Here is a 20,941-nt window from a genome sequence, read left to right as displayed (position 1 = left end):
TACCGGGGAAGGTGCACCAGGGCTGTTGAGCGGACAGAGGCCTCACGGCATCCGGGTGGGCGTTCCCCGGGTGCGAGCGGTGGCGAACCCCCGTCCCCCGACGACGTGGGTGCACCGCGACCGCACGCCTAGAAGACGCCCGGCAGTACTTCCTCTCGAGCCTTCGCGTAGCTGTCTTCGTGTTCCTCCAGGTAGCCCTGCCACGCCTGGGCGTCCCAGATCTCCAGCCTGGTGATCGCCCCGATCACCACGCACTCCTTGCTGAGCCCCGCGTAGCGGCGGAGCTCGGGCGCGATCGTGATGCGCCCCTGCCCGTCCGGGCGTTGCTCGTCCGTGCCCGCGAACAGGTAGCGCTGGTAGGCCCGAACCGCCTCGTTGGTGAACGGGGCCTCGGCGACCTTGCGCGCCATCTGCTCGAACTCGGCGCGGGGGAAGACGAAGAGGCAGTGGTCCTGCCCCTTGGTGACCATCAGCCCACCCGCCAAGGCGTCACGGAACTTCGCGGGCAGCGCGAGCCGCCCCTTGTCGTCCAGTTTCGGGGTGTGGGTGCCGAGGAACACGGCCTCCACCTCCCTACCGCCTCCGGCGGCGAACCACCTCGGACGGCCACGGGGCTCCCTTCCGCCCCACTGGCCACCACCGTACCCCACTTTTCACCACAGTCAACGCGGGAAACCGGCGGCTCACTCCGTCGAGTGGCTCGTTTGCGCAGGTCAGCAGGGTGGGGGCCGGTGGGGGGTGCGGTGGGGCACCGTGGCCAAGATCCCCCGCACCGGGGGCCGGAGCAACCTCAGCTGTTCCCCATGCGTCCGCATCACGGCCGCGAAACCCCTGACCGGGCCCCCCGGGGTGCCCGAGTGGGGACCGGTGGGGAGACGGGTGGGGCCGGGTGGGGACGCCCGCGTGATGCCCCGGCTCAGTCCTCCGGGGCGACGAGGGAGGCGATGCGGGACGCGAGGTGGGCGCTGTCCACCGGGGTGACGGTCACCCAGTCCTGACCGCCGCGGCCCGGGGTCTTCGTCGCGCAGTACGCGCCGACGTCGGTGTCGAACCACGTCAGCCCGCCGGTCCGTGCGAGCCGTCCCGACGGTGTCCGGCGGCTGACGCTGAACTGGCCCGCCGCGTACACCGGCCGTGCCTGGATCGCGCGGACCTCCTGCAGCTGGGCCGACGCCGACGGCGAAGCCGGATCGGCCGTGAGCGCCGCGGCCGGCAGGTTGACGCCGTAGCCGGGGCCGGCCGCCAGCTCCGGCAGGACGTCCACGATCGCCATGCACAGCTCGCTCTCGCCGATCGTGTCCAGGCCGATCGTCTGCTCCGGCTGGGTCGCCAGCACGCCGCGGCGGCCGCGGACCGCCGTCACCGCGCGGAACGGCGTCGACGCCGTCATGTCGGCCAGCGCTTCGCACGCGACGTACACTTCGCCGCTCGCCAGCAGGTCCAGGCGCGAAACCAGCGCCGGCTCCACCGCCGTCCCGTCGTAGAGGCCGCGCTCGGCGAGGTTCTCGTACACCGCTTTCCGCACCTCGGCGCGTTCTTCGTCCGTTCCGCCGACACTGCGCACGGTCAGCGGCTCCGGCGGGCGGTCGTGGCCGAGGTCGGTCCACAGGATGTCGAACGCCGAAGCGGAGACGCGGATCAAGCCGACCCCAGCGACGGCGGGGCCGGGAACGACTCGGCGGGCACGTGGCCGCGCAGGGCCGCGTCCCGGGTCCGCAGCACGTCGATCGCCTTCTGCCGCGCGGCTTCCGCTTCCGCGCGGCGAGCGGCCATCTCGTCGGCGAGCCCGGCCAGGACGAGCACGTTCCCGGAGGACGCGGCGTCCCGGATCATCGACGCCGGGTCGTAGGTCACCGGCGGCGGCATGTCGGCGCGGGCCCGCGCGGCCGCGTCCGCCTGCGCGCCGACCGCCCGGCCGACCGACGCCGACACGGCCGCGGAGTGCGAAAGCCACTGCGCGGCCCGGCCCAGCGCCGCCCGCGCGGCGTCACCCGCGCCGCCACGCCAGTGCTCCTCCGAAGACGCCACCAGCGCGGCCACGTCGGCGGTCGACTCCTGCAGCCGTTTCGCCAGGCCGTCCCAGCGCGCACCCATCTCGCCCGCGGCGACCGGGTCGTTGTCCCGCTCGACCTGCGCGGCCATCGCCTCGTGGCTGTAGGCCTCGTACCGCGCGGTGGGCACTGGGGGTTCGGGCACGGCGCACCTTCCGGGTCAGGGCAGCTTGGGCTCGACCAGCCCGGCCACCGTGCCCGCGCGGCGGCACGCGAGCGGGGTGTCCGAGAAGCCGGTGTTGCTGACGTCGATCTGGACGCTGGCCGCCTCGCCCACCCCGAGCAGCACGGCGCAGGTGCCGTCGGCGGCCTTCCGGTCCGCCACCTGCAGGGCCGGGTGGGTGCCGACCGTGGTTTTGGTGGCCGTCTTCTTGGCGACCTGCAGGTCGGCCAGGCCCCGCGTCTCGTCGAGGGTCACGGTGACGCCGAAGGTGCCGGGCACGGTCCAGTCGCAGGCGCGGACGCCGGCGATGTCCTTGGGCTTGCCGAGCACGCTCACCCCGGCGGCCGAGCGGTCCTGCGGGGACAGCAGCGTGCAGGGGTCGAGCGCGGCGAGGCCGGTCCAGGCGGCGACGGGCGGGGTCGCGGCCGTGGCGGTGGCGTGCGCCGAGGCGTGCCCCGCCGGGGCCGCCGGTTGCCGCCCGCACCCGGCCGCCAGGAGCAGGACGGCGAGCGTTCCGAGGTACTTCGCCCGCACGCCGTCAGCCACCCGCGCAGTCCACGCCGTCGGCCGCCTGCTCGTCGGCGTGCTGGTACTTGGCCAGCGCCTCGCCGATCCGGTGCTTGAGCGTCTCGAGCTCCTTGCCGAACGCGGTCAGCTGCTGGACCGCCGAGCCCGGGCCGCCGATGCCGTACTCGGCCATGAACTTGCCCAGCTCGCCCGCGTACCCGCCGCCCAGCGGCACGGTGCGGCCCAGCACCTTGGCTTCGCGGACCATCTCGCCGACGACATCCTGCAGCGCGCCGAGCTTCGCGTACGCCTCCGTGGCCAGCTCGGGCGCGACCGCGAATCCGCGCACTTCGGTCATAAGCGGTAACGCCTCTCCGTAGCCGGGCGACCTCGAACCGCAGCATACGACAGCGCAGGGCGTCAGCGGGAGCACCCAGAACCGGGTGACAACCCACCCGTTCGGGGTATCGTCCCTGTTTGCGCAGTGTCATCGTCCGTCGTGCGGGGCGTGGTCGCGGGGTTCCGCCCCCAGGTTCGCCCGGGTTTGACACACTGGATGGAAGGCTGGTCGCTGCGCGCGGACAGCAGCGATGGGGGCCGATCCGGCCCGGCGGTGCGCACAGTGCGCGCGGCCATGCGCCACCAGGAGGTCGAGTGACGTCGAGAATCCAGTCTGCCGCGCCCGGATCGGGCGAGCAGGCATCCGGGCGGCCGCCTTATCCGGCGGAGCCCTCGGGCAACGGCCGGGTCCACGGCCGCCCCGGCAGAGTGTCGCTGGACGAACTGCACGAGACCGCGCGGCGGATCGCCGCGAACGTGGAGCGGGTGCTGGTCGGCAAGCCCGACGTCATCCGGATCGCGCTGGTCACGCTGCTCGCCGAAGGCCACCTGCTGGTCGAGGACGTGCCCGGCGTCGGGAAGACGTCGCTGGCCAAGGCGCTGGCCCGGTCGATCGACTGCACGGTCAGCCGCATCCAGTTCACCCCCGACCTGCTGCCCAGCGACGTCACCGGCGTCTCGATCTACAACCGCCAGTCCGGCGAGTTCGACTTCCGCCCCGGCCCGGTGTTCGCGAACATCGTGGTGGGCGACGAGATCAACCGCGCCTCGCCGAAGACGCAGTCGGCGCTGCTGGAGTGCATGGAAGAGCACCAGGTCACCGTCGACACCTCGACCTACCGCCTCGACGCGCCGTTCATGGTGATCGCCACGCAGAACCCGATCGAGATGGAAGGCACCTACGCACTGCCGGAGGCCCAGCGCGACCGGTTCACCGCGCGCGTGTCCATCGGCTACCCGGACCAGCAGGCCGAGCTGGCCATGGTCGACGAGCACGCCGGGCACAACCCGCTCGAAGAGCTGCAGCCGGTGTCCGACGGCCCGGCCGTGCACCGGCTGATCGAGACGGTCCGCCACGTGCACATCGCGCCCGAGGTCCGCCGGTACGCCGTCGACCTCGTCGCGGCCACCCGCGGTGTCCCGGAGATCCGGCTCGGCGCGTCCCCGCGCGCGACGCTGCACCTCGTCCGCGCGGCGCGGGCCCAGGCGGCGTTGTCGGGCCGCGACTACGTCGTGCCGGACGACCTGCACACGGTCGCGGTCCCGGTGCTGGCGCACCGCCTGGTGCTGACCACCGAGGCCCACGCGGCGCGCCGGTCGGCGACCGACGTCGTGCGCGCGGTGCTGCACCGGGTGCCGGTGCCGCAGGGCTCCCGGCCCTAGTCCTCACCGGCGAAGGGGAGAAGAACGGCATGCTGCGTGCCCTGTCCGGCCTGACCACCCGCGGCCGCTGCCTGCTGGCCGCGGGGCTCGCGGCCGCGGTGTGCTCGTTCGTGCTCAACGAACGCGATCTGCTGCGGGTCGCCGTCTTCGTGGTGGCGCTGCCGCTGCTGGTGGCGGTGTTCATCTCGGCGACCCGGCTGCGCATCGGCGCGGCCCGCGAGCTGCACCCGCAGCGCGTCGCGGTCGGCGGCGCCGGCGAGGTGCAGCTGGAGCTGTGGCGCAGCGGCCGGCTGCCGGCCGGCGAGATCCTGCTCGAGGACGGCGTGCCCTACGCGCTGGGCTCGCGGCCCAGGTTCGTCGTCGAACGGCTTCCGCACGACCGGCGCGTCGCCCTGCGCTACCCGCTGCAGCCGGTGCTGCGCGGGATCCAGCAGGTCGGGCCGCTGCGCGCGACCATCACCGACCCGTTCGGGCTGTGCGAGTTCGAGCGCGAGCTGATCGGGCACTCGCGGCTGGTCGTCGTGCCGCGGGTGGTGCCGCTGTGGGGCCTGCCGAGCGGCGCGGGCATCGGCGTCGGCGACGACGGCACGGTCCGGCTGCACGCCGGGCAGGGCGAGCCGGACGTCATCGTCCGCCAGTACCGCCAGGGCGACGACCTGCGGAAGGTGCACTGGCGCTCGACCGCCCGCCGCGACGAGATCATGGTGCGCGTGGAGGAACGGCCGTGGCGCGGCGGCACGACGGTGCTGCTCGACCACCGCGCGGCCGCCCACCACGGCAGCGGGCCGGCGGCCAGCCTGGAGTGGGCGGTGTCGTTCGCGGCGTCGGCCGCACTGCACCTGCGCCGGTCCGGCCACCGCGTCCGGCTGGTGACCGAACACGGCGCGACGCTCGCCGACGCCCCGGGCGAGGGCGGCGACCACTACGACAACGTGCTGCTGGACGCGCTGGCGGCGTTGCAGCCGGCCCACCAGCGCGACATCACGCTGGCCGGCGACCCCGCGGAGGGCCAGGAGCTGATCGCGGTGCTGGGCACGGTCAGCACCGAGGCGGTCCACGAGCTGGCCCAGTTCCGCCCGCGCGGCATCCGCAGCCTGGCGGTCCTGCTGGACACGCCGACCTGGTCGGCGGGCGTGAGCGCCGCGGAACAACGAGCGGCGGCGACGGAGGACTCGGCGGCACTGCTGCGCGCGGCGGGGTGGGGAGTGGTGGTCGCGGGCCCGGGTTCCCCGATGCCCCAGGTGTGGGCAGAGCTGTGCCGCAGCGGCGCCCGCCGCGGCACGTTGATCGGCGGTCCGCGATGAACACCCCGCACCGCACCTCGCCCACCGGCCGCCGGCCCGTGACAACTGCCTCCGCCCGGCACCTGCGCTCCGCCGTCACCGCGACCGACTCCCACCTTCGCCGCCACTCCGCATCGCAGTCCGCCATGCGCCCGGCCGGCACCTCGACGATCGGTGATCCACGATGAGCACCGCCGCTCCGCCCCGGCCGTCCGGGGCCTCCGCGCACCGGCCCCGGCAGCCCGCCGGCCAGCATCCGCTCTCCGCCTGGCGCGGCAGCCTGCTCGCCCCCGCCGCCGCCGGGATCGCCACTCTCTGCGCCGCGACCTCCGTCACGAGCGTCGTGTCCGGGCTCGCCTGGTTCGGCTACCTCTTGGTCGCCGTGCTGCTGATCGCCGCCACCGGGCTCGCGCTGCGCTCGCTGCAGGTGCCGACCGTGCTCGTCGGGCTCGGCCAGCTGCTCGTGCTGCTCTTCCTGGTCACCGGCGCGTTCACCACGCACGGGATCCTGCAGGTCATCCCCGGTCCGGAGGCGTTCGGCGAGATCGGGACCACGCTTTCGGCCGCCGCCGAGCAGATCCGGGTCGGCCTGCCGCCGGTCGAAGGCACCCAGCCGATCCTCTGCCTGGTGACGATCCTGATCGGCCTCGTCGCCATCCTGATCGACACGCTGACCGTCGCCGCCGCGGCGCCGGCCGCGACCGGGCTCGTGCTGCTCTGCGTCTACGCCGTGCCGGCGGCGCTGAGCGAGGAAATGCTGCCCTGGTGGACGTTCCTGCTCGGCGGGGCCGCCTTCGCGGGCCTGCTCGCCGTCGACGGCAACCACCGGCACCGCCGCTGGCAGACACGGGAGGCGCCGGGACGCAGCGGCAAGCCGGGCGTGCTGTCCGCGCCGGTCGCGGTCGTCGCCGCGGCGATCGTGCTCGGCCTGTTCGGCGGGGCGATCACGTGGGTCGGCACCGTCGGGCGGATCCCGTTCGGCAACGGCGGTGACGGCCCCGGCACCGGCGCCGGCGGATTCGGCATCCAGCCGTTCACCGAGCTGCGCGGCATGCTGGACCAGGGCGCCAACCGCGAGCTGTTCAAGGTCCGCGGCCTCGGCACCGACCGGCGGCTGCTGCGCGCGATGACACTGGACACCTACTACCCGAACAAGGGCTGGGGCCTGCACGACGAAGGCCGTTCGCAGCAGGGGATCCCGGTCGGGCCGCAGCTGCCGCCCGCGCCGGGCGACGACGGCACCGGCGCCGCCCGGCGGATCGACGTCGAGCCGACGAGCTGGCGCGACAACTGGCTGCCGGTGTACGGCGCGCCGCGGGTGATCGACGGCGCGGCCAACGGCTACCTCTACGACCAGATCAGCGGCACGGTGTTCACCACCCGCAGCGAGGCTCCGCCGGCGTACACGGAATACGCGTCACTGAAGGAGCCGACCGCGCAGGAGCTGCGCGTGACGCCGCGGGTGGACGACCTGCCGCCGCGCTACACGCAGCTCGACCGCGTCGACGACCGCGTCCGCGCGAAGACGCAGCAGCTGATCGCCGGCGAGTCCAACGACTTCGACCGCGCGTCGGCGATCTGGCGGTACTTCACGGCGCAGAACGGGTTCGTCTACGACACGAAGACCGCGCCGGCGAACGACGCGGACGCGCTCGCCGACTTCATCCTCAACGGCAAGCGCGGCTTCTGCGAGCAGTTCGCCTCGGCGATGGCCGTGATGCTGCGGGTGGCGGGCATCCCGTCGCGGGTGGCCATCGGGTTCACGCCGGGTGTGCCGGTCAACGACCACCTGTCGATCACCACCCAGGACGCGCACGCGTGGGTCGAGGCGTACTTCGGCGCCAAGGGGTGGGTGACGTTCGACCCGACGCCGCTGTCGGACGGCCGCGGCATCACCCCGTCGTACCTGCAGACCGGCCCGCAGAACGGCGACCAGCCCGACGACACGCAGGTGGCGCCGAGCACGGTCCAGTCGAGTGCCGCGCCGACGGGCGTGCCCCGCGACACCGGGCAGACCCCGCAGCCGCAGAGCCCGCAGGCGGCCGACGACGGCACGCCGGGCTGGGTGTGGGTGCTGGTGGTGCTGCTGGTCGCGCTCGCGGCGCTGGCGACGGTGCTGGTGGTCGTGGGCGGCCGCCGCCGGCGGCCGGACCGCGAACCGGCGTCGGCCGGGTTGCCGGCGCTGCTCAAGAACTGGCTGCCGTTGATCGCCGTCGCGTTGTGGGTGGCGGTGCTCGGCGTGCTGACCTGGCTGGTGGCCTGGTGGTTCAGCCTGATCGTGGTGCTGCTGCTGGCGGCATTGCTCGGCCCGGCGGCGGCACGGGACGTCGGCAGGCGACGCCGGCTGCAGGAGATCGTGGCGCAGCGGCCGGGCGCGGCGGACGCGGCGTGGTCCGAACTGCGGGCCGAGTGCGCCGACCGGGGGCTGCCGATCCCGCCGAGCGACACGATCCGGGTGGCGGCCCAGAAGCTGGCGGCGAAGCACCACTTGGACGATGAAGGCCGCGACGGCCTCCGCACGGTGATCGGCGTGGTGGAGCGGTCCTGGTACGGCCAGGACGGCGAACCGGACCCGACGCTGCCCTCGGCGTTCGAGCACCTCCGGCGGAGCCTGCACCGGAACGCACCGCTGTCGTGGAAGGGCCGGTTGTTCCCGAAGTCGCTGTTCCGTACCCGCGACTGACCGGCCGGCACGCGGGGCGCTCTTTGCGGGTTCCCCCGAGTGGGGGTCACCCACTGTCACCGACCTCGAGCCGGGGCCGCCGGGCGGGGGGTGAGCACACAAGAAGATCCGCGTCCCAGCGGGCTGCGGGACGCGGATCTCGTGGTCTTGCGGCGCTATTGCTCCTCGAAGCGCTGGCGGAAGCGCTCTTCCATCCGCTGGGTGAACGAACTCCGGCGGCCTGACTGCCTGCCTCCGCGAGATCCCGGTCCACCGCCCTTGCCGTCCCCGTCGGCGCCGTGCCGAATCGATGTGACAGCCATCATGACCCCGAAGAACATCACGAGGAACCCGAGCACGCTGATCAGCGGGATGTCGGCCACCCGGAACTGCGGCACCACCACGCCCAGCACCAGCAGGGCCACGCCCACTACGAACAGGGCGATGCCCTGGATACGCCGTCGGCGAGCGGGGCGACGCAACCGGGTGCCGCGCACCGTGGATGCGAACTTGGGGTCCTCGGCATAGAGCTCGCGCTCGATTTGATCGAGCAGCCGCTGCTCATGCTCGGAGAGTGGCATCTTTCCTCCTCCGGCACAGCTGTCGCGGGCGCCGGGCCGCGCAACGTCCTGGACCCAACAGCCAACCCCAGGCGGGGTGGCACTGTCCAGGATACGAGGCCCGCGCCCGCTCGACTACCCGATCCCGCATCCAGAAGGGATCGAATTGGGCTAAATCCGGTCCGGGCGGGGTTGCGCACGGTCACCGTCGCCGAGGGTGACCGAACTCGCGGGTGTTGTGAGCGATGGGTTCAGGGCATCGGAGGCACCGGTAGCCGCCTGCCGGCGGCTTCGCCGGGCTCGGCGGCCGCAGCAGTACCCGCCTGTCGGTGCTCCCGCCGGGCTCGGCGGCCGCAGCAGTACCCGCCTGTCGGTGCTCCCGCCGGGCTCGGCGGCCGCAGCAGTACCCGCCTGTCGGTGCTCCCGCCGGGCGCGGCGGCCGCACCAGCAGACGGAATCCTCGCCAGGCTCTGCCGCCACACCGGCACTCGCCCGGCAGGTGCCGCGTCCTCCGCCGCTGTGGCAGCCGCGCGCCGATGCCCCCGCAACCCCGGGAGCGATCACCCCTCCCGCGGACCCAGCAGCGAGGCCGGCCGCACCGCCGCCGAGCCGAACTTGGATCTCGCCACATCCGCCGCCACTTCCGCGTCGCGCCAGCGCGGCGCCGGGGATTCGAACAGCAGCTGCTCCCCCGCTTCCCCCGTGTCGAGGCCCTCCACGCGGACGCCGATCAGCCGGACCGCTCCCGCCGGCGCGTGCTCGGCCAGCAGCGCCACCGCGACCGCGTGGATCTCGCGGGCCACGTCCGTCGGCGCGAGCAGCGTGCGGGCTCGGGTGATCGTCCGGAAGTCGGCGAACCGGACCTTGATCGACACGGTCCGGCCGCGCACACCACGCGCCCGCAGTGTCGCGCCGACCCGTTCCGACAGCCGCAGCAGCTCCAGGCCCAGCGACTCGCGGTCGTGCCGGTCGACGTCGAACGTGTGCTCCGCGCCGATCGACTTCTCCGGCGAGTCCACCACCACCGCGCGCTCGTCGACGCCGTGCGCCAGCCGGTACAGGTGCTCGCCCAGCGCGACGCCCAGCGACTTCTTCAGCCGCTCCGGCGGGAACGCCGCGACGTCGGCGATCGTGTCCAGGCCCAGGCGGCGCAGGTGCTCCTCCGTCCGCGCGCCGACGCCCCACAACGCCGACACCGGCAGCGGGTGCAGGAACCGCAGGGTCTCCGCCGCCGGCACGACGACCATGCCGTCCGGCTTCGCCATGCCCGAAGCGAGTTTCGCGACGAACTTGACCTTCGCCACGCCGACCGAGCAGGTGATCCCGTGCTCGGCCGCGACCCGCGAGCGGATCCGCGCGCCCAGCTCCGCCGGTGTCGCGCCCAGGCGCCGCAGCGCGCCGCTGACGTCCAGGAAGGCTTCGTCGAGGCTCAGGGGTTCGACCAGTGGGGTCAGCTCGCGGAAGATGCCCATCACGCCGCGGGAGACCTCGCTGTAGAGGCCGGCCGTCGGCGGGATGTTGATCAGGTGCGGGCACAGCCGTTTCGCGGTCGAGAACGGCATCGCCGAGCGCACGCCGAACTTCCGCGCCGGGTAGTTCGCGGCCGCGACGACGGCCCGCGGCCCGCCCCCGGACACGACGACCGGCTTGTCCGCCAGCTCGGGCCGGGTTCGCAGCTCGACCGACACGAAGAACGCATCCATGTCGACGTGCAGCAGCCCGCACCCGGTGTCGTCCGGCAGCGGCTCCCCCGGCCGGACGCGGAACCGGCCCATCCCGCCCGGCAGCTCAGCATTTCGCCCCACACCCGGGACGCTACCGGCCACCACCGACAGTTTCGGCGCCCCGGCGGCCGCGACGGCGGAAACCCGCCGAAAAGGTCCGGCTGTCCCACGGCGGTTTCAGGGCACCGGGCCCGCGCGAAGCCGCCGGAAGCGGTCCGACCGGCGACGCCACCGCCGCGCCCACCCGCCGAAACCGACCCCTCAGGCCGGCCGCGCCACCGCGTGCAGCCGTCCGGCGATGTCGCGTAGTGCCGATCCCGCCGCCGCCAGCTCGAACTCCGCCAGCTCCTCCTCGCGGACGTCGCCGGTCACCAGGTCCGCGATCACCCGGTCGCCCTGCAGCAGCGTCACTTCCAGGCCCGCCGCCTCCAGCTGGGCGTGCAGGCCGGACGCGGAGAACCGGCGCAGCACCGTGTCGCCGGGGGCGACGCCGTCGGCGCTCTCGAGCAGCCGCTGGGCCTCGGCGACGCGGCCCGCCAGCGCGCGGTGCAGGACCGCCGCGTGGCGGTTGGCCGCCAGCACCGACACCGCGCCGCCCGGGGCGACCGCCGTGGCCAGCGCGCTGAGCACCGCGGCCGGGTCGTCGACGATCTCCAGGAGACCGTGCGCCAGCACCAGGTCGGCCGAGGCGGCCGGGACGTGCCTGCCCAGCGCGTCGGCGTCGTCCGCGACCACCGTGATCAGCTCGGAGACGCCCTCCTCCTCGGCGCGCCGCTGCAGCGTGGCCAGCGCGTTCGGGCTCGGCTCGATGACCGTCACCCGGCAGCCCGCCGCCGCGAACGGCACCGCCCAGCCGCCGCTGCCGCCGCCCACGTCCACGACGCGGGGCTGCTCGGCGCCCCGGGCGCGGGCGGCCTTCAGCTCGGCCTCGAGCACCCGGCGGACGGCGCCCGAACCACGGGCGGCCACGGTCTCCGTCTTCATGCCGCACAGGGTAGTGCCCGCCCCGGCCCGCCTCCCCGGCTCCTCCCTTCGAGTGAACAGCCCTTGCCCGGCGGCGCCCCTCCCGCGCACCCGTAGGCTGGTCTTCGTGCACACGGTCGCCGTACTCAGCCTCAAGGGAGGCGTCGGCAAGACGACGGTCGCTCTCGGTATCGCCTCCGCCGCCCTGCGTAGGGGCACGCGGACGCTCGTGGTGGACCTCGACCCGCAGGGCAACGCCACGACCTCGCTCGACCCGCCCTACACCGACGCCACTCTCGCCGACGTGCTCGAAACCCCGACCCGGGCGATGCTGGAACGCGCGATCGCCCCGAGCGTCTGGAGCGAGGACGTCGACGTCCTCGTCGGCGCGGAAGAGCTGGAGCTGCTCAACGACCCCGACGCCGATCCGGAACGGCTCGCGAACTTCTCGCGCGCGCTGGACGAGCTGCACCGCGAACCGCTGCGCGAGACGCCGTACGAGCTGGTGATCCTGGACTGCCCGCCGTCACTGGGCCGGCTGACGAAGTCGGCGCTGGTCGGCGCGGACAGCGCGCTCATCGTCACCGAGCCGACGATGTACGCCGTCGCCGGCGCGCACCGGGCGCTGGAGGCGATCGAGAAGATCCGCAAGGAGCTCAACCCGCAGCTGCGCCCGATCGGCGTCCTGGTGAACAAGCTGCGCGTGCGCTCCTACGAGCACCAGTTCCGGATCGCCGAGCTGCGCGAGAACTTCGGCTCGCTCGTGATGCCGACGGCGATCACCGACCGGCTGGCGGTGCAGCAGGCCCAGGGCGCGTGCAGCCCGATCCACGAGTGGCACTCCCCCGGCGCGCAGGAGATCGCGCTGACGTTCAACATGGTGCTGGCGAAGATCCTGCGCTCCAACCGGGCGGGCCGGCACCGCATCGCCGGCGAGGAGGCCGAGGGCCCGGACTGGCCGGAGGGCCCGGCGCCGGAAACCCCGGAGGCACCGGCCGAGGTGTCCGAATCCGCGGGGTGAGCCGTGCCCGAAGGTGACACCGTGTACCTCGTCGCAAAGCGCTTCGACCGGGCGATGGCCGGGAAGACGCTGCTGCGCGGGGAGTTCCGCGTGCCACAACTGGCCACTGTGGACCTTTCCGGCCGGACGGTGCGCGGCGTCGGGACGGTCGGCAAGCACTTGTTCACCCGCTTCTCCGGCGACCTGACACTGCATTCGCACCTGATGATGGACGGCATGTGGGACGTCTACCCGGCCGGCGCGAAGTGGCGGCGGCCCGGCCACCACGCCCGTGTCGTCCTGGCCGCGGACGACGTCCAGGTGATCGGCTTCCGCGTCCACGACCTCAAGCTCGTGGCCACGCCGAAGGAACACGACCTGGTCGCCCACCTCGGCCCGGACCTGCTCGATCCACACTGGACGGACGAGCACGCGGCCCGCGCGGCGGCGGCGCTCGCGGCCGACCCCGGGCGCGAGCTGGGCCTCGCGCTGCTCGACCAGCGCGTGCTGGCCGGGGTCGGGAACCTCTACAAGTGCGAGATCGCGTTCCTGCTCGGCGTGACGCCGTGGACCCCGGTGTCCGAAGTGGACGCCGGGCGCGCCGTCGCACTGGCCCGGAAGCTGTTGCTGGGCAACGCGACGGCCGGGCGCTTCGAGCAGAGCACCACCGGCCACCTCGACCGGAACCGCAAGAACTGGGTGTACGAGCGCACCCGCCAGGGTTGCTTCCGCTGCGGCGGCAAGGTCCTGGTCCGCACCCAGGGCCACGACGTGCAGCAGCGGCCGACGTGGTTCTGCCCGAAGGACCAGCAGGGCCCGTACCCGCCGCAGTAGGGCGTGTTCGCGCTGCGCGAACGCCGGGCGGGGCCGCGGTGTGAGATCCCGGAAATGACGTTGCCGGACACCCGGAACTTCGCCTAGCGTGGCAGTACACGAGAAAGGAGGTGGTCCTAAGTTGTATTCCAACAGGACTCGTGAGGTGGCTGTCCGCTAGCGGATGGCACGTGGAGGACTTTGAGCAGCGATACAACTGAGCCACCTTCGGCTCATCGCCTGCTTCACGTGGTGCCTGATAGCGAATACCAGGCAGTCACCGTGCCCCCGGGGCTCCCGAGCACCAGTCCGGCTCGGGCTCAGGCGTTTGACGGCGCCCGAGAGCCGCCCCGGGGGTTCCTTATTTCCGCTCGTTCGCGCAGGTCACGCCGTCCGGCGGCGCCGGACGACCGTCCGGCGATCCGACGCCGGGGTTCGGCGATCGGCCGGCACTGTTCTGTCCCCCGGACGGCTGAAGGTCGCTAGCCTGGGAGCATGCTCAGGCCCGACTACCCGATCACCACGGCCCGGCTGCTCCTGCGCCCGTTCAGGCCCGACGACCTCGACGCGCTGAACTCCTTCCAGTCCCGTGCCGACGTCGCCCGCTACCTCTACTGGGGTCCGCGCAGCCGCGCCGAATCGGCCGCCGCGCTCGCGAAGCGCGTGCACAGCTCGACCCTGACGAAGGAAGGGCAGTTTCTCGCCGTGGCGGTCGAACTGGCCGCGACCGGGCAGCTGATCGGCGACCTGAACCTGGAGTGGCTGAGCAGCGAGCACCGGCAGGGCGAGATCGGGTTCGTCTTCCACCCGGACCACCACGGCAAGGGCCTGGCCGCGGAGGCGACGACGGAGCTGCTGCGGCTGGGCTTCGAGGATCTGGGGCTGCACCGCATCATCGGCCGCTGCGACGGCCGGAACACCGCGTCCGCCGCGCTGATGGAACGCCTCGGCATGCGCCGGGAAGCGCACCTGCGGGAAAACGAGATCGTCAAGGGCGAGTGGACCGACGAGCTCATCTACGCGATGCTCGAAGACGAATGGAAGGACCGCGACTAGTGGTCCCGTTCACGCGGGAGTGACGCTCCGGTCGCGGGTTCCGGCCGGTTTGGCAGCATGGGGGCGTGTTCTTCGACAAGATCGTCCGCCCGGCGCTGTACCGGCTCTCCTACCACGACCCCGAGCTGGTGCACGAGCGCACGATCGGCGTCCTGGCCCGGCTCGGCCGCGCCGCCGCGCCGCTGGGCCGCTTCACCCGCGTCGACGACCCGGTGACCGTGCTGGGCCTGCGGTTCCCCCACCGCGTCGGCCTGGCCGCCGGCATGGACAAGAACGGGCGCGCGCTGCCCGCGTGGGCCGCGCTGGGCTTCGGGTTCGTCGAGGTCGGCACGGTGACCCGGCACCCGCAGCCGGGCAACCCGAAGCCACGGCTGTTCACCCTGCCGGTCAGCGACGCGGTGATCAACCGCATGGGCTTCAACAACGACGGCGCGGACGCGCTCGCGGCGAAGCTCGCGCGGGACGGCAAGCCGGGGATCCCGCTCGGGGTCAGCATCGGCAAGTCGAAGGTCACCCCGCTCGAAGACGCCGTCGAGGACTACCGGTTCTCCCTGCGGGCGCTGTACCCGTACGCCGACTACTTCGCCGTCAACGTCAGCTCCCCCAACACGCCGGGACTGCGGCAGCTGCAGGACCGCGCCGCGCTCGCCGAGCTGCTCGGTGAGCTGCGTGCGACGTCACTCGAGCTGGCCGGTGGCGGCACCCCGACGCCGTTGCTGGTGAAGGTGGCTCCGGATCTGACCGACGACGCGCTGGCCGAGCTGCTGGAGGTCGCGCTCGGACACGGCGTCGCCGGGATCATCGCCACGAACACCACGCTCTCCCGCGAGGGCATCGCCGCCGAGGAAAGCGGCCTGGCCGGACAGGGGGGAGGACTGTCCGGCCGGCCGCTGACCGCCCGCGCGGCGCAGGTCGTGCGGTTCGTGCACGACCACACCGGCGGGAGCCTGCCGATCATCGGCGTCGGCGGGATCATGGGCCCGGACGACGCGATCCGGCTGGTGGACGCCGGGGCGTCGCTCGTGCAGCTCTACACGGGGTTCGCGCTGCACGGGCCGGGCCTGGTGCGCCGCGTCAGCCGGGGTCTCGCGGCCCGGCGGTAGAGGCGAACCGGACGTACCCGCGCCAGGACTCGTAGCGGTCCAGGTCAGGACCGTCCGCGGTGGGCGCGCATCGCACCGCCAGTGGCCGTGAGCCGTCCTCCAGCTCGACGCGGTCGAGGACGAACGGTGGCTCGAGCGTGCCGGCGAACCGCTCGAACGCCGCAGGCGACAGCCGCCAGCACTCGCCGTCGAGACTGGTGCCCGCGGCGTCGTCCAGGACTCCGGGTTGCGGCGGTTCCGTGTTCAGCAGCACCATCCGGTAGGCCTCGGTGGTCCGGACCGGCCGGGTGAACCGGGCGCCGAGCTCGGTGAGCCGGGTGTTGAGGGGCTGGCCGCGCAGGTGCGCGCCGAACACGACGACTTCCTCGCCCGGCTCCGGGTACGGGGTCATCGGCTCGTCCGTGCAGACGGCCGCGAGGTCCAGGCCGATCTGGTCCTCGAACGCCCGGGTCAGGAACGTCACGCCGAAGGGGCGCTTGTCACCGGGCAGCATCGGGACGGTGACCGCGGCGACGTCGAGGAGGTTCGCGAACGCCGTGCCGGAGGCCAGGCGGTGGGCCACCCCGGACGGGTCGGCGAGTGCCTCCGTCAGCTCGGGGTGGTCCGGCACGGTGGGCAGGAGCAGCGCGTCGCCGAAGTCCGGATCGGCCAGGGAGACCGGTTCCAGCACCGCGCCGGCCGCCGTCAGCCGTTTCACGGCGCTCTCGAAGGCGAGGGCCGCGGCGGCGCCGAGGGGCAGGTCGTGCGGGTAGGCGACGCGGGGGTGCTCGCCCGCGCCGAGGCGGAATTCGGCGGGCCAGACGCGCGTGGCGGGGTCGGCGTCGTCCGGGCCGGTCATCAGGGCGAGCGCACGGCGGCCGGCGACCAGGCCGGTCGCGTAGACGGAGATGCCTTCGGCGGCACGGACACCGGTCGTGGGCAGGAGGCCGCGGGTGGGTTGCACGGCGACGACGGCGTTCAGCGCGGCCGGGACCGCGCCCGCGGTGCTCAGCGCGAGGTCGACGATGCCGAGCGCGACGGCGACCGCGGCCCCGGAGCCGCCGGTCTTGGTGCGGTCCCAGGCGGCCGCGACGGTGCCGGACCCGGTCTTGCCGAGCACGACGGCGCCGGCCGCGGTGAGCCGGGTGACGACGGTGGCCGAGGTTTCCGGGACCTGGCGGCCGGACGGCTGGCCTGCGACGTCGACCGAGTCCTGCACGGCGAGGACGGTGCCGGCCAGTGGCAGGTTGTCGCCGGCTTTGACACGTTCGTCGACGGCCTTGGCGTCGACGAGGACGTCTTCGACCGCGCGGAGGGTCGACCAGAGCTCGGGGCGGGCGGCTTCGGTGATGCGCTCGAAGGCCGCGATGACCCGCTGCGAAGCGGTGGGACGGATGGGTGGGACGGGTTCCGGGTCCGGCGGGAGCGTGTTCACGGGGCGTCCTTTCCTCGGCGGTCGAGAAAGTCCACTGTGTACGGAACGGCGCCGGCGAACCTCAGTCCACGGCGGGCCTTCCGGCGAGTGACACCGCTGAATGCATGACAGAAACGTTAGGTGACGGACGTTTCCGTAGCGATCAGTTTCCGATTACGCGCGGGTTTCGGCCCCGGGAGGTGAACAGGGCGCGACGCCGGGGTGCAACGCACGATCACGCACGCGCCGTGACCACCGGGCGCCCCCGCCGGACTGCAGCACTCGAACGGCGGAGCCCGAGGCCCGGATGGCGGTATGCGGGCCCCGGTTGCGGTGATCGACGGGGCGATACGCGTGAGGGGGCGGGTCGACAGGCGCGGATCGAGGCCGACGCGCGGTGCCGGGGACGCCACGCCTGGACCGCGGGCCGCCCTGCAGTGCCGGGCCGACACGCCTGGGCCGGGAGCCGACACGCGACGCCCAGGCCGCCACACCTACACCGAGAGCCGACACGCGACGCCCAGGCCGCCACACCTACCCCGAGAGCCGACACGCGACGCCCAGGCCGTCACACCTGCACCGCGGTCGACACGCGGTGCCGGGCCGCCCCACCTGACCCGAGCGGCGGCGCGCGGCGCCGGGGCCGGATCACCGTGCGGCCCCTCCTGCCCCGTGAATCACGCGTGCTGCCCCTCGGGGCGCCTGGGAGCGGGTCAGGAGAGTTCGCGGAGGGCCATGGCGAGGCCGGCCAGGCGGTCGGTGGCGTCGGTGAGGGCCTGCTTGGAGGTCACCAGGCCGTCGCTCGAGGCGGCGACCGTGTGGCCCGCCGCGGCGACCAGGCCGCGGTAGCCCTCGAGACCGTCTTCGAGCTGTTCGCGGAGCTTGGCGACCGCCGCGTCGAGGGCGGCTTGCTCGCGGGCCGGGGCGGAGTTGCGGCCGCGCTCGATCGCCTGGATCCGGGCGGCCAGGCCACGCAACGCGGCCGCGGCGTCGGTGGCCGTCTGCCGGGCGTCGGCGACGGACACTTCGGACACCGGCGTCGTGCCCAGCGAGGACGGCACCGACAACTGGCGCAGCAGCTCGCTCAGGGAGGCTTCGCATTCCGCGAGCCGTTCCATCGGTTCACGGGCGGCGGAGCCCGCGGGCGGCAGCGGCGGCGGGCCGGCGGGGGCGGCCGGGATCGGGGTCCGCTTCAGTTCCCGCAGCTTGAGCCCGGACCGGACGCCGAACGTGCCGAACACGACGGCTCCGGCGAACGCCATGATCGCCTGCGGCATCATCGGCGCGCCGGTCGCGCTGATCCAGCCCATGCCGGCCGCCACGGTGAGGACGCCGCACAGGATCGTCAGCAGGATCCACATCGTCAGCGCGCGCGATGTCCGGCGCTTGCGGCGTTCCAGCTTCGCGGCGGGGTGGTTCCAGCGGTCCCACTTGGCGCGGGCCTCGGCGAACGCGGGGACCTGGCTGGCCATCGACGAGAACGTCATGGCCATGTCGGGCCGCCGGACGGGCGGCCGCTGCAGCGGGTTGGGCCGGGGACGCGGGGGTGCGGCCTTCCCGCCGGCCTGGTCGGCCGGCGGGAAGTACTTCTGCACCTTCTGGAGTTTCTCCTGGGCGCGCACGGCGTAGTCGGGCAGCTTCTCGATGTGCTTCTCCAGCTTCGCGCTGAACTCGCTGAAGTCGCGTCGCCTGTCCTGCTGCCCCATGCCGGCCCCCTTCGAACTCCGTCGGCCCGGGTCAGGCCGGGTTCTTGCCCTGCTCGGCCTGCACGCGCGCCTGGATCTCGCGCTGGATGTCGGACTGGCTCGCCGGCTGCGCCGCCTTGGCGCCGCCGTCGGTCACCTGCGCGACGGAGTCGCCGCGCATGGAGGCGCGGATCTGCTGGAGCCGCGACTGCCCGGCCAGCTGCGTGGTGGAGGCCTGGACCTCCATCATGCGCCCCTGGACGGAGTTCTGGGCGAGCTCGGCCTGGCCCAGCGCCGTGGTGTAGCGCTTCTCGATCTTGTCGCGGACCTCTTCCAGCGACGGCGTGTTGCCCGGAGCGGCCAGCTGGCTCATCTGGTTCAGCGAGGCGGAGACCTGCTCCTGCATCTTCGCCTGCTCCAGCTGCGAGAGCAGCTTGGTGCGCTCGGCGAGCTTCTGCTGCAGCATCTGCGAGTTGCGCTCGACGGCCTGCTTGGCCTGGGCCGCGGCCTGCAGCGACTGGTCGTGCAGGGTCTTGAGGTCCTCGATGCTCTGCTCGGCCGTGACGAGCTGCGTCGCGAAGCTCTCGGCGGCGTTTTCGAACTCGGTGGCCTTCTGCTCGTCACCCTTCGCGCGCGCCTCGTCCGCGAGGACGAGTGCCTGGCGGGTGGACGCCTGCAGCTTCTCGACCTCGCCGAGCTGCCGGTTGAGCTTCATTTCCAGCTGCCGCTGGTTGCCGATCACGGAGGCGGCCTGCTGCGTCAGCGCCTGGTGGTTGCGCTGCGCCTCCTCGATGGCCTGCTGGATCTGTACCTTCGGGTCGGCGTGCTCGTCGATCTTCGACGAGAACGCCGCCATCATGTACTTCCAGAACTTCACGAACGGGTTGGCCATCTCCTCCGCCTGCCTTCTTGCGTCCCACGGGCCTTGAGTGATCCTCGGGGTGGGGCGTCGCTCCCCTGCTCATGCAACGCTCCGACCCCGGCGTCGGGTTCCATCGTGTCAGGTCGGCCACATCGGTTCCAGGCGACCCCGGGGGATTTCAGGGTTCGCCCCTGATCACCCCTGGAGGTAACGCGAACGGCCCCGGGCGCGTTGCCCCGCGCGGCGGGCGGAAATGTGAGGTGGAACGGGAGCAGGTTGGCGACCTCGGTGCCGGGCCGGGCTCGGTTCGGCCGGAATGTGCGGAAACCGCCTCGGGCAGGTCCTGGGCTCGGCACTGGACAGGTCCGGGAGTCGTTTCGGGCGAGGTCCGGGGCTCGGCCACCGGGGGTCGCTTCCGGCGGGGATGTGCCGAAAGCTGCGCTGGGCAGGTCCGGGCCGCTTCGGGCGGCGGGGTCAGGAGGCTCGGTTCCAGCGGAATGTCCGGAAATCCGCCTCGGGCGGTCCGTGAGCTCGCCCCGGGCGCGCTTCCGGCGGGGACATGCCGGAACCTGCACCGCCCGGGGTTCAGGGTCACCCCTCGGGCAGCCGCACCCAGGCGGCTCGCCTTCCCGGCGGCGGCGCTGCGGCACACCTCCTCGGCGGCGGCCCGGCGCCCCAACCCTCCGGGCAGCTCACCCTCCCGGCAGCCTCACCCCGGCGGCGGCCCGGCGCCCCAACCCTCCGGGCGGCCCACCCTCCCGGCAGCCTCACCCCGGCGGCGGCCCGGCGCCCCAACCCTCCCGGCGGCTCACCCTCCCGGAGGCGGCCCGGCACCCCGGAAACGCAGCTCGGGAGCCGGGCGAGCGCTCTGCGCGAGCGAGCACACCCAGCTCCCGAACTCCGGAACTACGCCGCGATGGTCGAGGCCAGCTTGGGCTGGCCGATGGTCGTCCGCAGTGTGGTGTTCATCCGCGGTGCCGGGGACACCCGCAGGTCCGCGAGGTCGTTGCCGATCAGCTCGGACATCAGGCGGCCGCCTTCGATGCCGGCCGCCGAGGCCTCTGCGGTGCGCTCCGGCACCTTCTCCCGGGGTGCGCCGTCGCCGATCCGCTCGTCGACCGGGGGGACCTCGACGTTGTCGAGGGCCGACACGTCCGCGGCCACGTTGTGCAGCAGCTCGCCGAGCGGAAGGTCCAGGGCCTGGCAGATGGACGCGAGCAGCTCGCTCGACGCCTCCTTCTGGCCCCGCTCCACCTCCGAAAGGTAGCCGAGGCTGACCCTGGCGGCGCGGGAGATGTCGCGCAGCGTACGACGCTGGTTGGTGCGGGCATGACGGAGCCGATCACCGATCGCCTCACGCAACAGCACGGTCATCACGCGCCTCCCTTCCGTAC

General features: G+C 73.4%; 19 protein-coding genes. 7 read left to right on the top strand and 12 right to left on the bottom strand.

Annotated elements, in window-relative coordinates:
* Positions 1-128: 128 nt before the first annotated feature.
* The 5 genes from mraZ to BT341_RS20440 all read right to left on the bottom strand — a co-directional run bounded on the left by mraZ (position 129) and on the right by BT341_RS20440 (position 3,079).
* Positions 129-560, bottom strand: a complete 432-nt coding sequence (gene mraZ, locus BT341_RS20460) for a division/cell wall cluster transcriptional repressor MraZ (protein WP_072482074.1) — start codon at positions 558-560, stop codon at positions 129-131.
* 356 nt (positions 561-916) lie between these two features.
* On the bottom strand, positions 917-1,642 hold the full coding sequence (locus BT341_RS20455; protein ID WP_072477822.1) for an ESX secretion-associated protein EspG: 726 nt from the start codon (positions 1,640-1,642) through the stop codon (positions 917-919).
* Positions 1,639-2,196 carry a PPE domain-containing protein gene (locus tag BT341_RS20450; protein WP_072477821.1) on the bottom strand — a complete coding sequence of 186 codons (558 nt, stop codon included), beginning with the start codon at positions 2,194-2,196 and terminating at the stop codon, positions 1,639-1,641. Before BT341_RS20450 ends, BT341_RS20455 begins: the two co-directional genes overlap by 4 nt.
* Before the next feature lie 15 nt (positions 2,197-2,211).
* The gene (locus tag BT341_RS20445) at positions 2,212-2,760 is read right to left on the bottom strand and encodes a DUF3558 domain-containing protein (RefSeq protein WP_245805041.1); all 549 of its coding nucleotides are present in this window, start codon (positions 2,758-2,760) and stop codon (positions 2,212-2,214) included.
* Complete coding sequence (locus BT341_RS20440) at positions 2,753-3,079, bottom strand: hypothetical protein (RefSeq protein WP_072477820.1); 327 nt, start codon at positions 3,077-3,079, stop codon at positions 2,753-2,755. Before BT341_RS20440 ends, BT341_RS20445 begins: the two co-directional genes overlap by 8 nt.
* Positions 3,080-3,375: 296 nt before the next feature.
* On the opposite strand from BT341_RS20440, the gene BT341_RS20435 reads away from it, so the two are divergent.
* The 3 genes from BT341_RS20435 (at position 3,376) to BT341_RS20425 (ending at position 8,409) form a co-directional block, all read left to right on the top strand.
* Positions 3,376-4,443, top strand: coding sequence for an AAA family ATPase (locus BT341_RS20435; RefSeq protein ID WP_177328865.1), 1,068 nt, complete (start codon positions 3,376-3,378; stop codon positions 4,441-4,443).
* A 29-nt stretch (positions 4,444-4,472) separates the two neighbouring features.
* Entirely contained in the window at positions 4,473-5,747 is a 1,275-nt protein-coding gene (locus BT341_RS20430) for a DUF58 domain-containing protein (RefSeq protein WP_072477818.1), read from the top strand.
* A gap of 163 nt (positions 5,748-5,910) precedes the next feature.
* Entirely contained in the window at positions 5,911-8,409 is a 2,499-nt protein-coding gene (locus BT341_RS20425) for a transglutaminase TgpA family protein (RefSeq protein WP_072477817.1), read from the top strand.
* A 155-nt stretch (positions 8,410-8,564) separates the two neighbouring features.
* Here BT341_RS20425 and BT341_RS20420 read toward each other — a convergent pair whose 3' ends face one another.
* The 3 genes from BT341_RS20420 to BT341_RS20410 all read right to left on the bottom strand — a co-directional run bounded on the left by BT341_RS20420 (position 8,565) and on the right by BT341_RS20410 (position 11,656).
* Complete coding sequence (locus BT341_RS20420; RefSeq protein WP_072477816.1) at positions 8,565-8,969, bottom strand: DUF3040 domain-containing protein; 405 nt, start codon at positions 8,967-8,969, stop codon at positions 8,565-8,567.
* A 539-nt stretch (positions 8,970-9,508) separates the two neighbouring features.
* Entirely contained in the window at positions 9,509-10,723 is a 1,215-nt protein-coding gene (dinB, locus tag BT341_RS20415) for a DNA polymerase IV (protein WP_072477815.1), read from the bottom strand.
* Positions 10,724-10,933: 210 nt separating this feature from the next.
* The gene (locus tag BT341_RS20410; RefSeq protein WP_072477814.1) at positions 10,934-11,656 is read right to left on the bottom strand and encodes a methyltransferase domain-containing protein; all 723 of its coding nucleotides are present in this window, start codon (positions 11,654-11,656) and stop codon (positions 10,934-10,936) included.
* A gap of 106 nt (positions 11,657-11,762) precedes the next feature.
* On the opposite strand from BT341_RS20410, the gene BT341_RS20405 reads away from it, so the two are divergent.
* From BT341_RS20405 to BT341_RS20390, 4 genes are all read left to right on the top strand, one after another.
* Positions 11,763-12,656 (top strand): ParA family protein, encoded by an 894-nt coding sequence (locus BT341_RS20405; RefSeq protein ID WP_072477813.1) that lies wholly within the window; start codon positions 11,763-11,765, stop codon positions 12,654-12,656.
* Between the two features lie 3 nt (positions 12,657-12,659).
* Positions 12,660-13,469: a DNA-formamidopyrimidine glycosylase family protein gene (locus tag BT341_RS20400; protein WP_072477812.1), complete on the top strand. Its 810-nt coding sequence runs from the start codon at positions 12,660-12,662 to the stop codon at positions 13,467-13,469.
* A gap of 474 nt (positions 13,470-13,943) precedes the next feature.
* The gene (locus BT341_RS20395; protein WP_072477811.1) at positions 13,944-14,504 is read left to right on the top strand and encodes a GNAT family N-acetyltransferase; all 561 of its coding nucleotides are present in this window, start codon (positions 13,944-13,946) and stop codon (positions 14,502-14,504) included.
* Between the two features lie 65 nt (positions 14,505-14,569).
* Complete coding sequence (locus tag BT341_RS20390; RefSeq protein WP_072477810.1) at positions 14,570-15,607, top strand: quinone-dependent dihydroorotate dehydrogenase; 1,038 nt, start codon at positions 14,570-14,572, stop codon at positions 15,605-15,607.
* On the opposite strand, the gene BT341_RS20385 is transcribed toward BT341_RS20390, so the two are convergent.
* The 4 genes from BT341_RS20385 to BT341_RS20370 form a co-directional block, all read right to left on the bottom strand.
* Positions 15,579-17,021: an allophanate hydrolase-related protein gene (locus tag BT341_RS20385; RefSeq protein ID WP_072477809.1), complete on the bottom strand. Its 1,443-nt coding sequence runs from the start codon at positions 17,019-17,021 to the stop codon at positions 15,579-15,581. The two genes, BT341_RS20390 and BT341_RS20385, sit on opposite strands and share 29 nt — an antisense overlap.
* A 692-nt stretch (positions 17,022-17,713) precedes the next feature.
* Complete coding sequence (pspM, locus tag BT341_RS20380; RefSeq protein WP_072477808.1) at positions 17,714-18,706, bottom strand: phage shock envelope stress response protein PspM; 993 nt, start codon at positions 18,704-18,706, stop codon at positions 17,714-17,716.
* A 31-nt stretch (positions 18,707-18,737) separates the two neighbouring features.
* Positions 18,738-19,577, bottom strand: coding sequence for a PspA/IM30 family protein (locus tag BT341_RS20375; protein WP_072477807.1), 840 nt, complete (start codon positions 19,575-19,577; stop codon positions 18,738-18,740).
* 876 nt (positions 19,578-20,453) lie between these two features.
* A complete protein-coding gene (locus tag BT341_RS20370; RefSeq protein WP_072477806.1) occupies positions 20,454-20,921 on the bottom strand; it encodes a helix-turn-helix domain-containing protein in 468 nt (155 codons plus the stop codon).
* Positions 20,922-20,941: the final 20 nt, after the last annotated feature.

Origin of the sequence: Amycolatopsis australiensis, from assembly GCF_900119165.1 — a bacterium.
In the GTDB taxonomy this organism is placed as follows: domain Bacteria; phylum Actinomycetota; class Actinomycetes; order Mycobacteriales; family Pseudonocardiaceae; genus Amycolatopsis; species Amycolatopsis australiensis.
The sequence above is the reverse complement of the archived record's forward strand: the minus strand, read 5'-3'. Positions and strand labels throughout refer to the sequence as shown.

Excerpts from the sequence above, each read along its gene's own strand:
- BT341_RS20440 (WP_072477820.1), bottom strand. The coding sequence starts at position 3,079 with ATGACCGAAGTGCGCGGATTCGCGGTCGCGCCCGAGCTGGCCACGGAG.
- BT341_RS20430 (WP_072477818.1), top strand. The coding sequence starts at position 4,473 with ATGCTGCGTGCCCTGTCCGGCCTGACCACCCGCGGCCGCTGCCTGCTG.
- BT341_RS20425 (WP_072477817.1), top strand. The coding sequence starts at position 5,911 with ATGAGCACCGCCGCTCCGCCCCGGCCGTCCGGGGCCTCCGCGCACCGG.
- BT341_RS20420 (WP_072477816.1), bottom strand. The coding sequence starts at position 8,969 with ATGCCACTCTCCGAGCATGAGCAGCGGCTGCTCGATCAAATCGAGCGC.
- dinB (WP_072477815.1), bottom strand. The coding sequence starts at position 10,723 with ATGGGCCGGTTCCGCGTCCGGCCGGGGGAGCCGCTGCCGGACGACACC.
- BT341_RS20410 (WP_072477814.1), bottom strand. The coding sequence starts at position 11,656 with ATGAAGACGGAGACCGTGGCCGCCCGTGGTTCGGGCGCCGTCCGCCGG.
- BT341_RS20395 (WP_072477811.1), top strand. The coding sequence starts at position 13,944 with ATGCTCAGGCCCGACTACCCGATCACCACGGCCCGGCTGCTCCTGCGC.
- pspM (WP_072477808.1), bottom strand. The coding sequence starts at position 18,706 with ATGGGGCAGCAGGACAGGCGACGCGACTTCAGCGAGTTCAGCGCGAAG.
- BT341_RS20375 (WP_072477807.1), bottom strand. The coding sequence starts at position 19,577 with ATGGCCAACCCGTTCGTGAAGTTCTGGAAGTACATGATGGCGGCGTTC.
- BT341_RS20370 (WP_072477806.1), bottom strand. The coding sequence starts at position 20,921 with ATGACCGTGCTGTTGCGTGAGGCGATCGGTGATCGGCTCCGTCATGCC.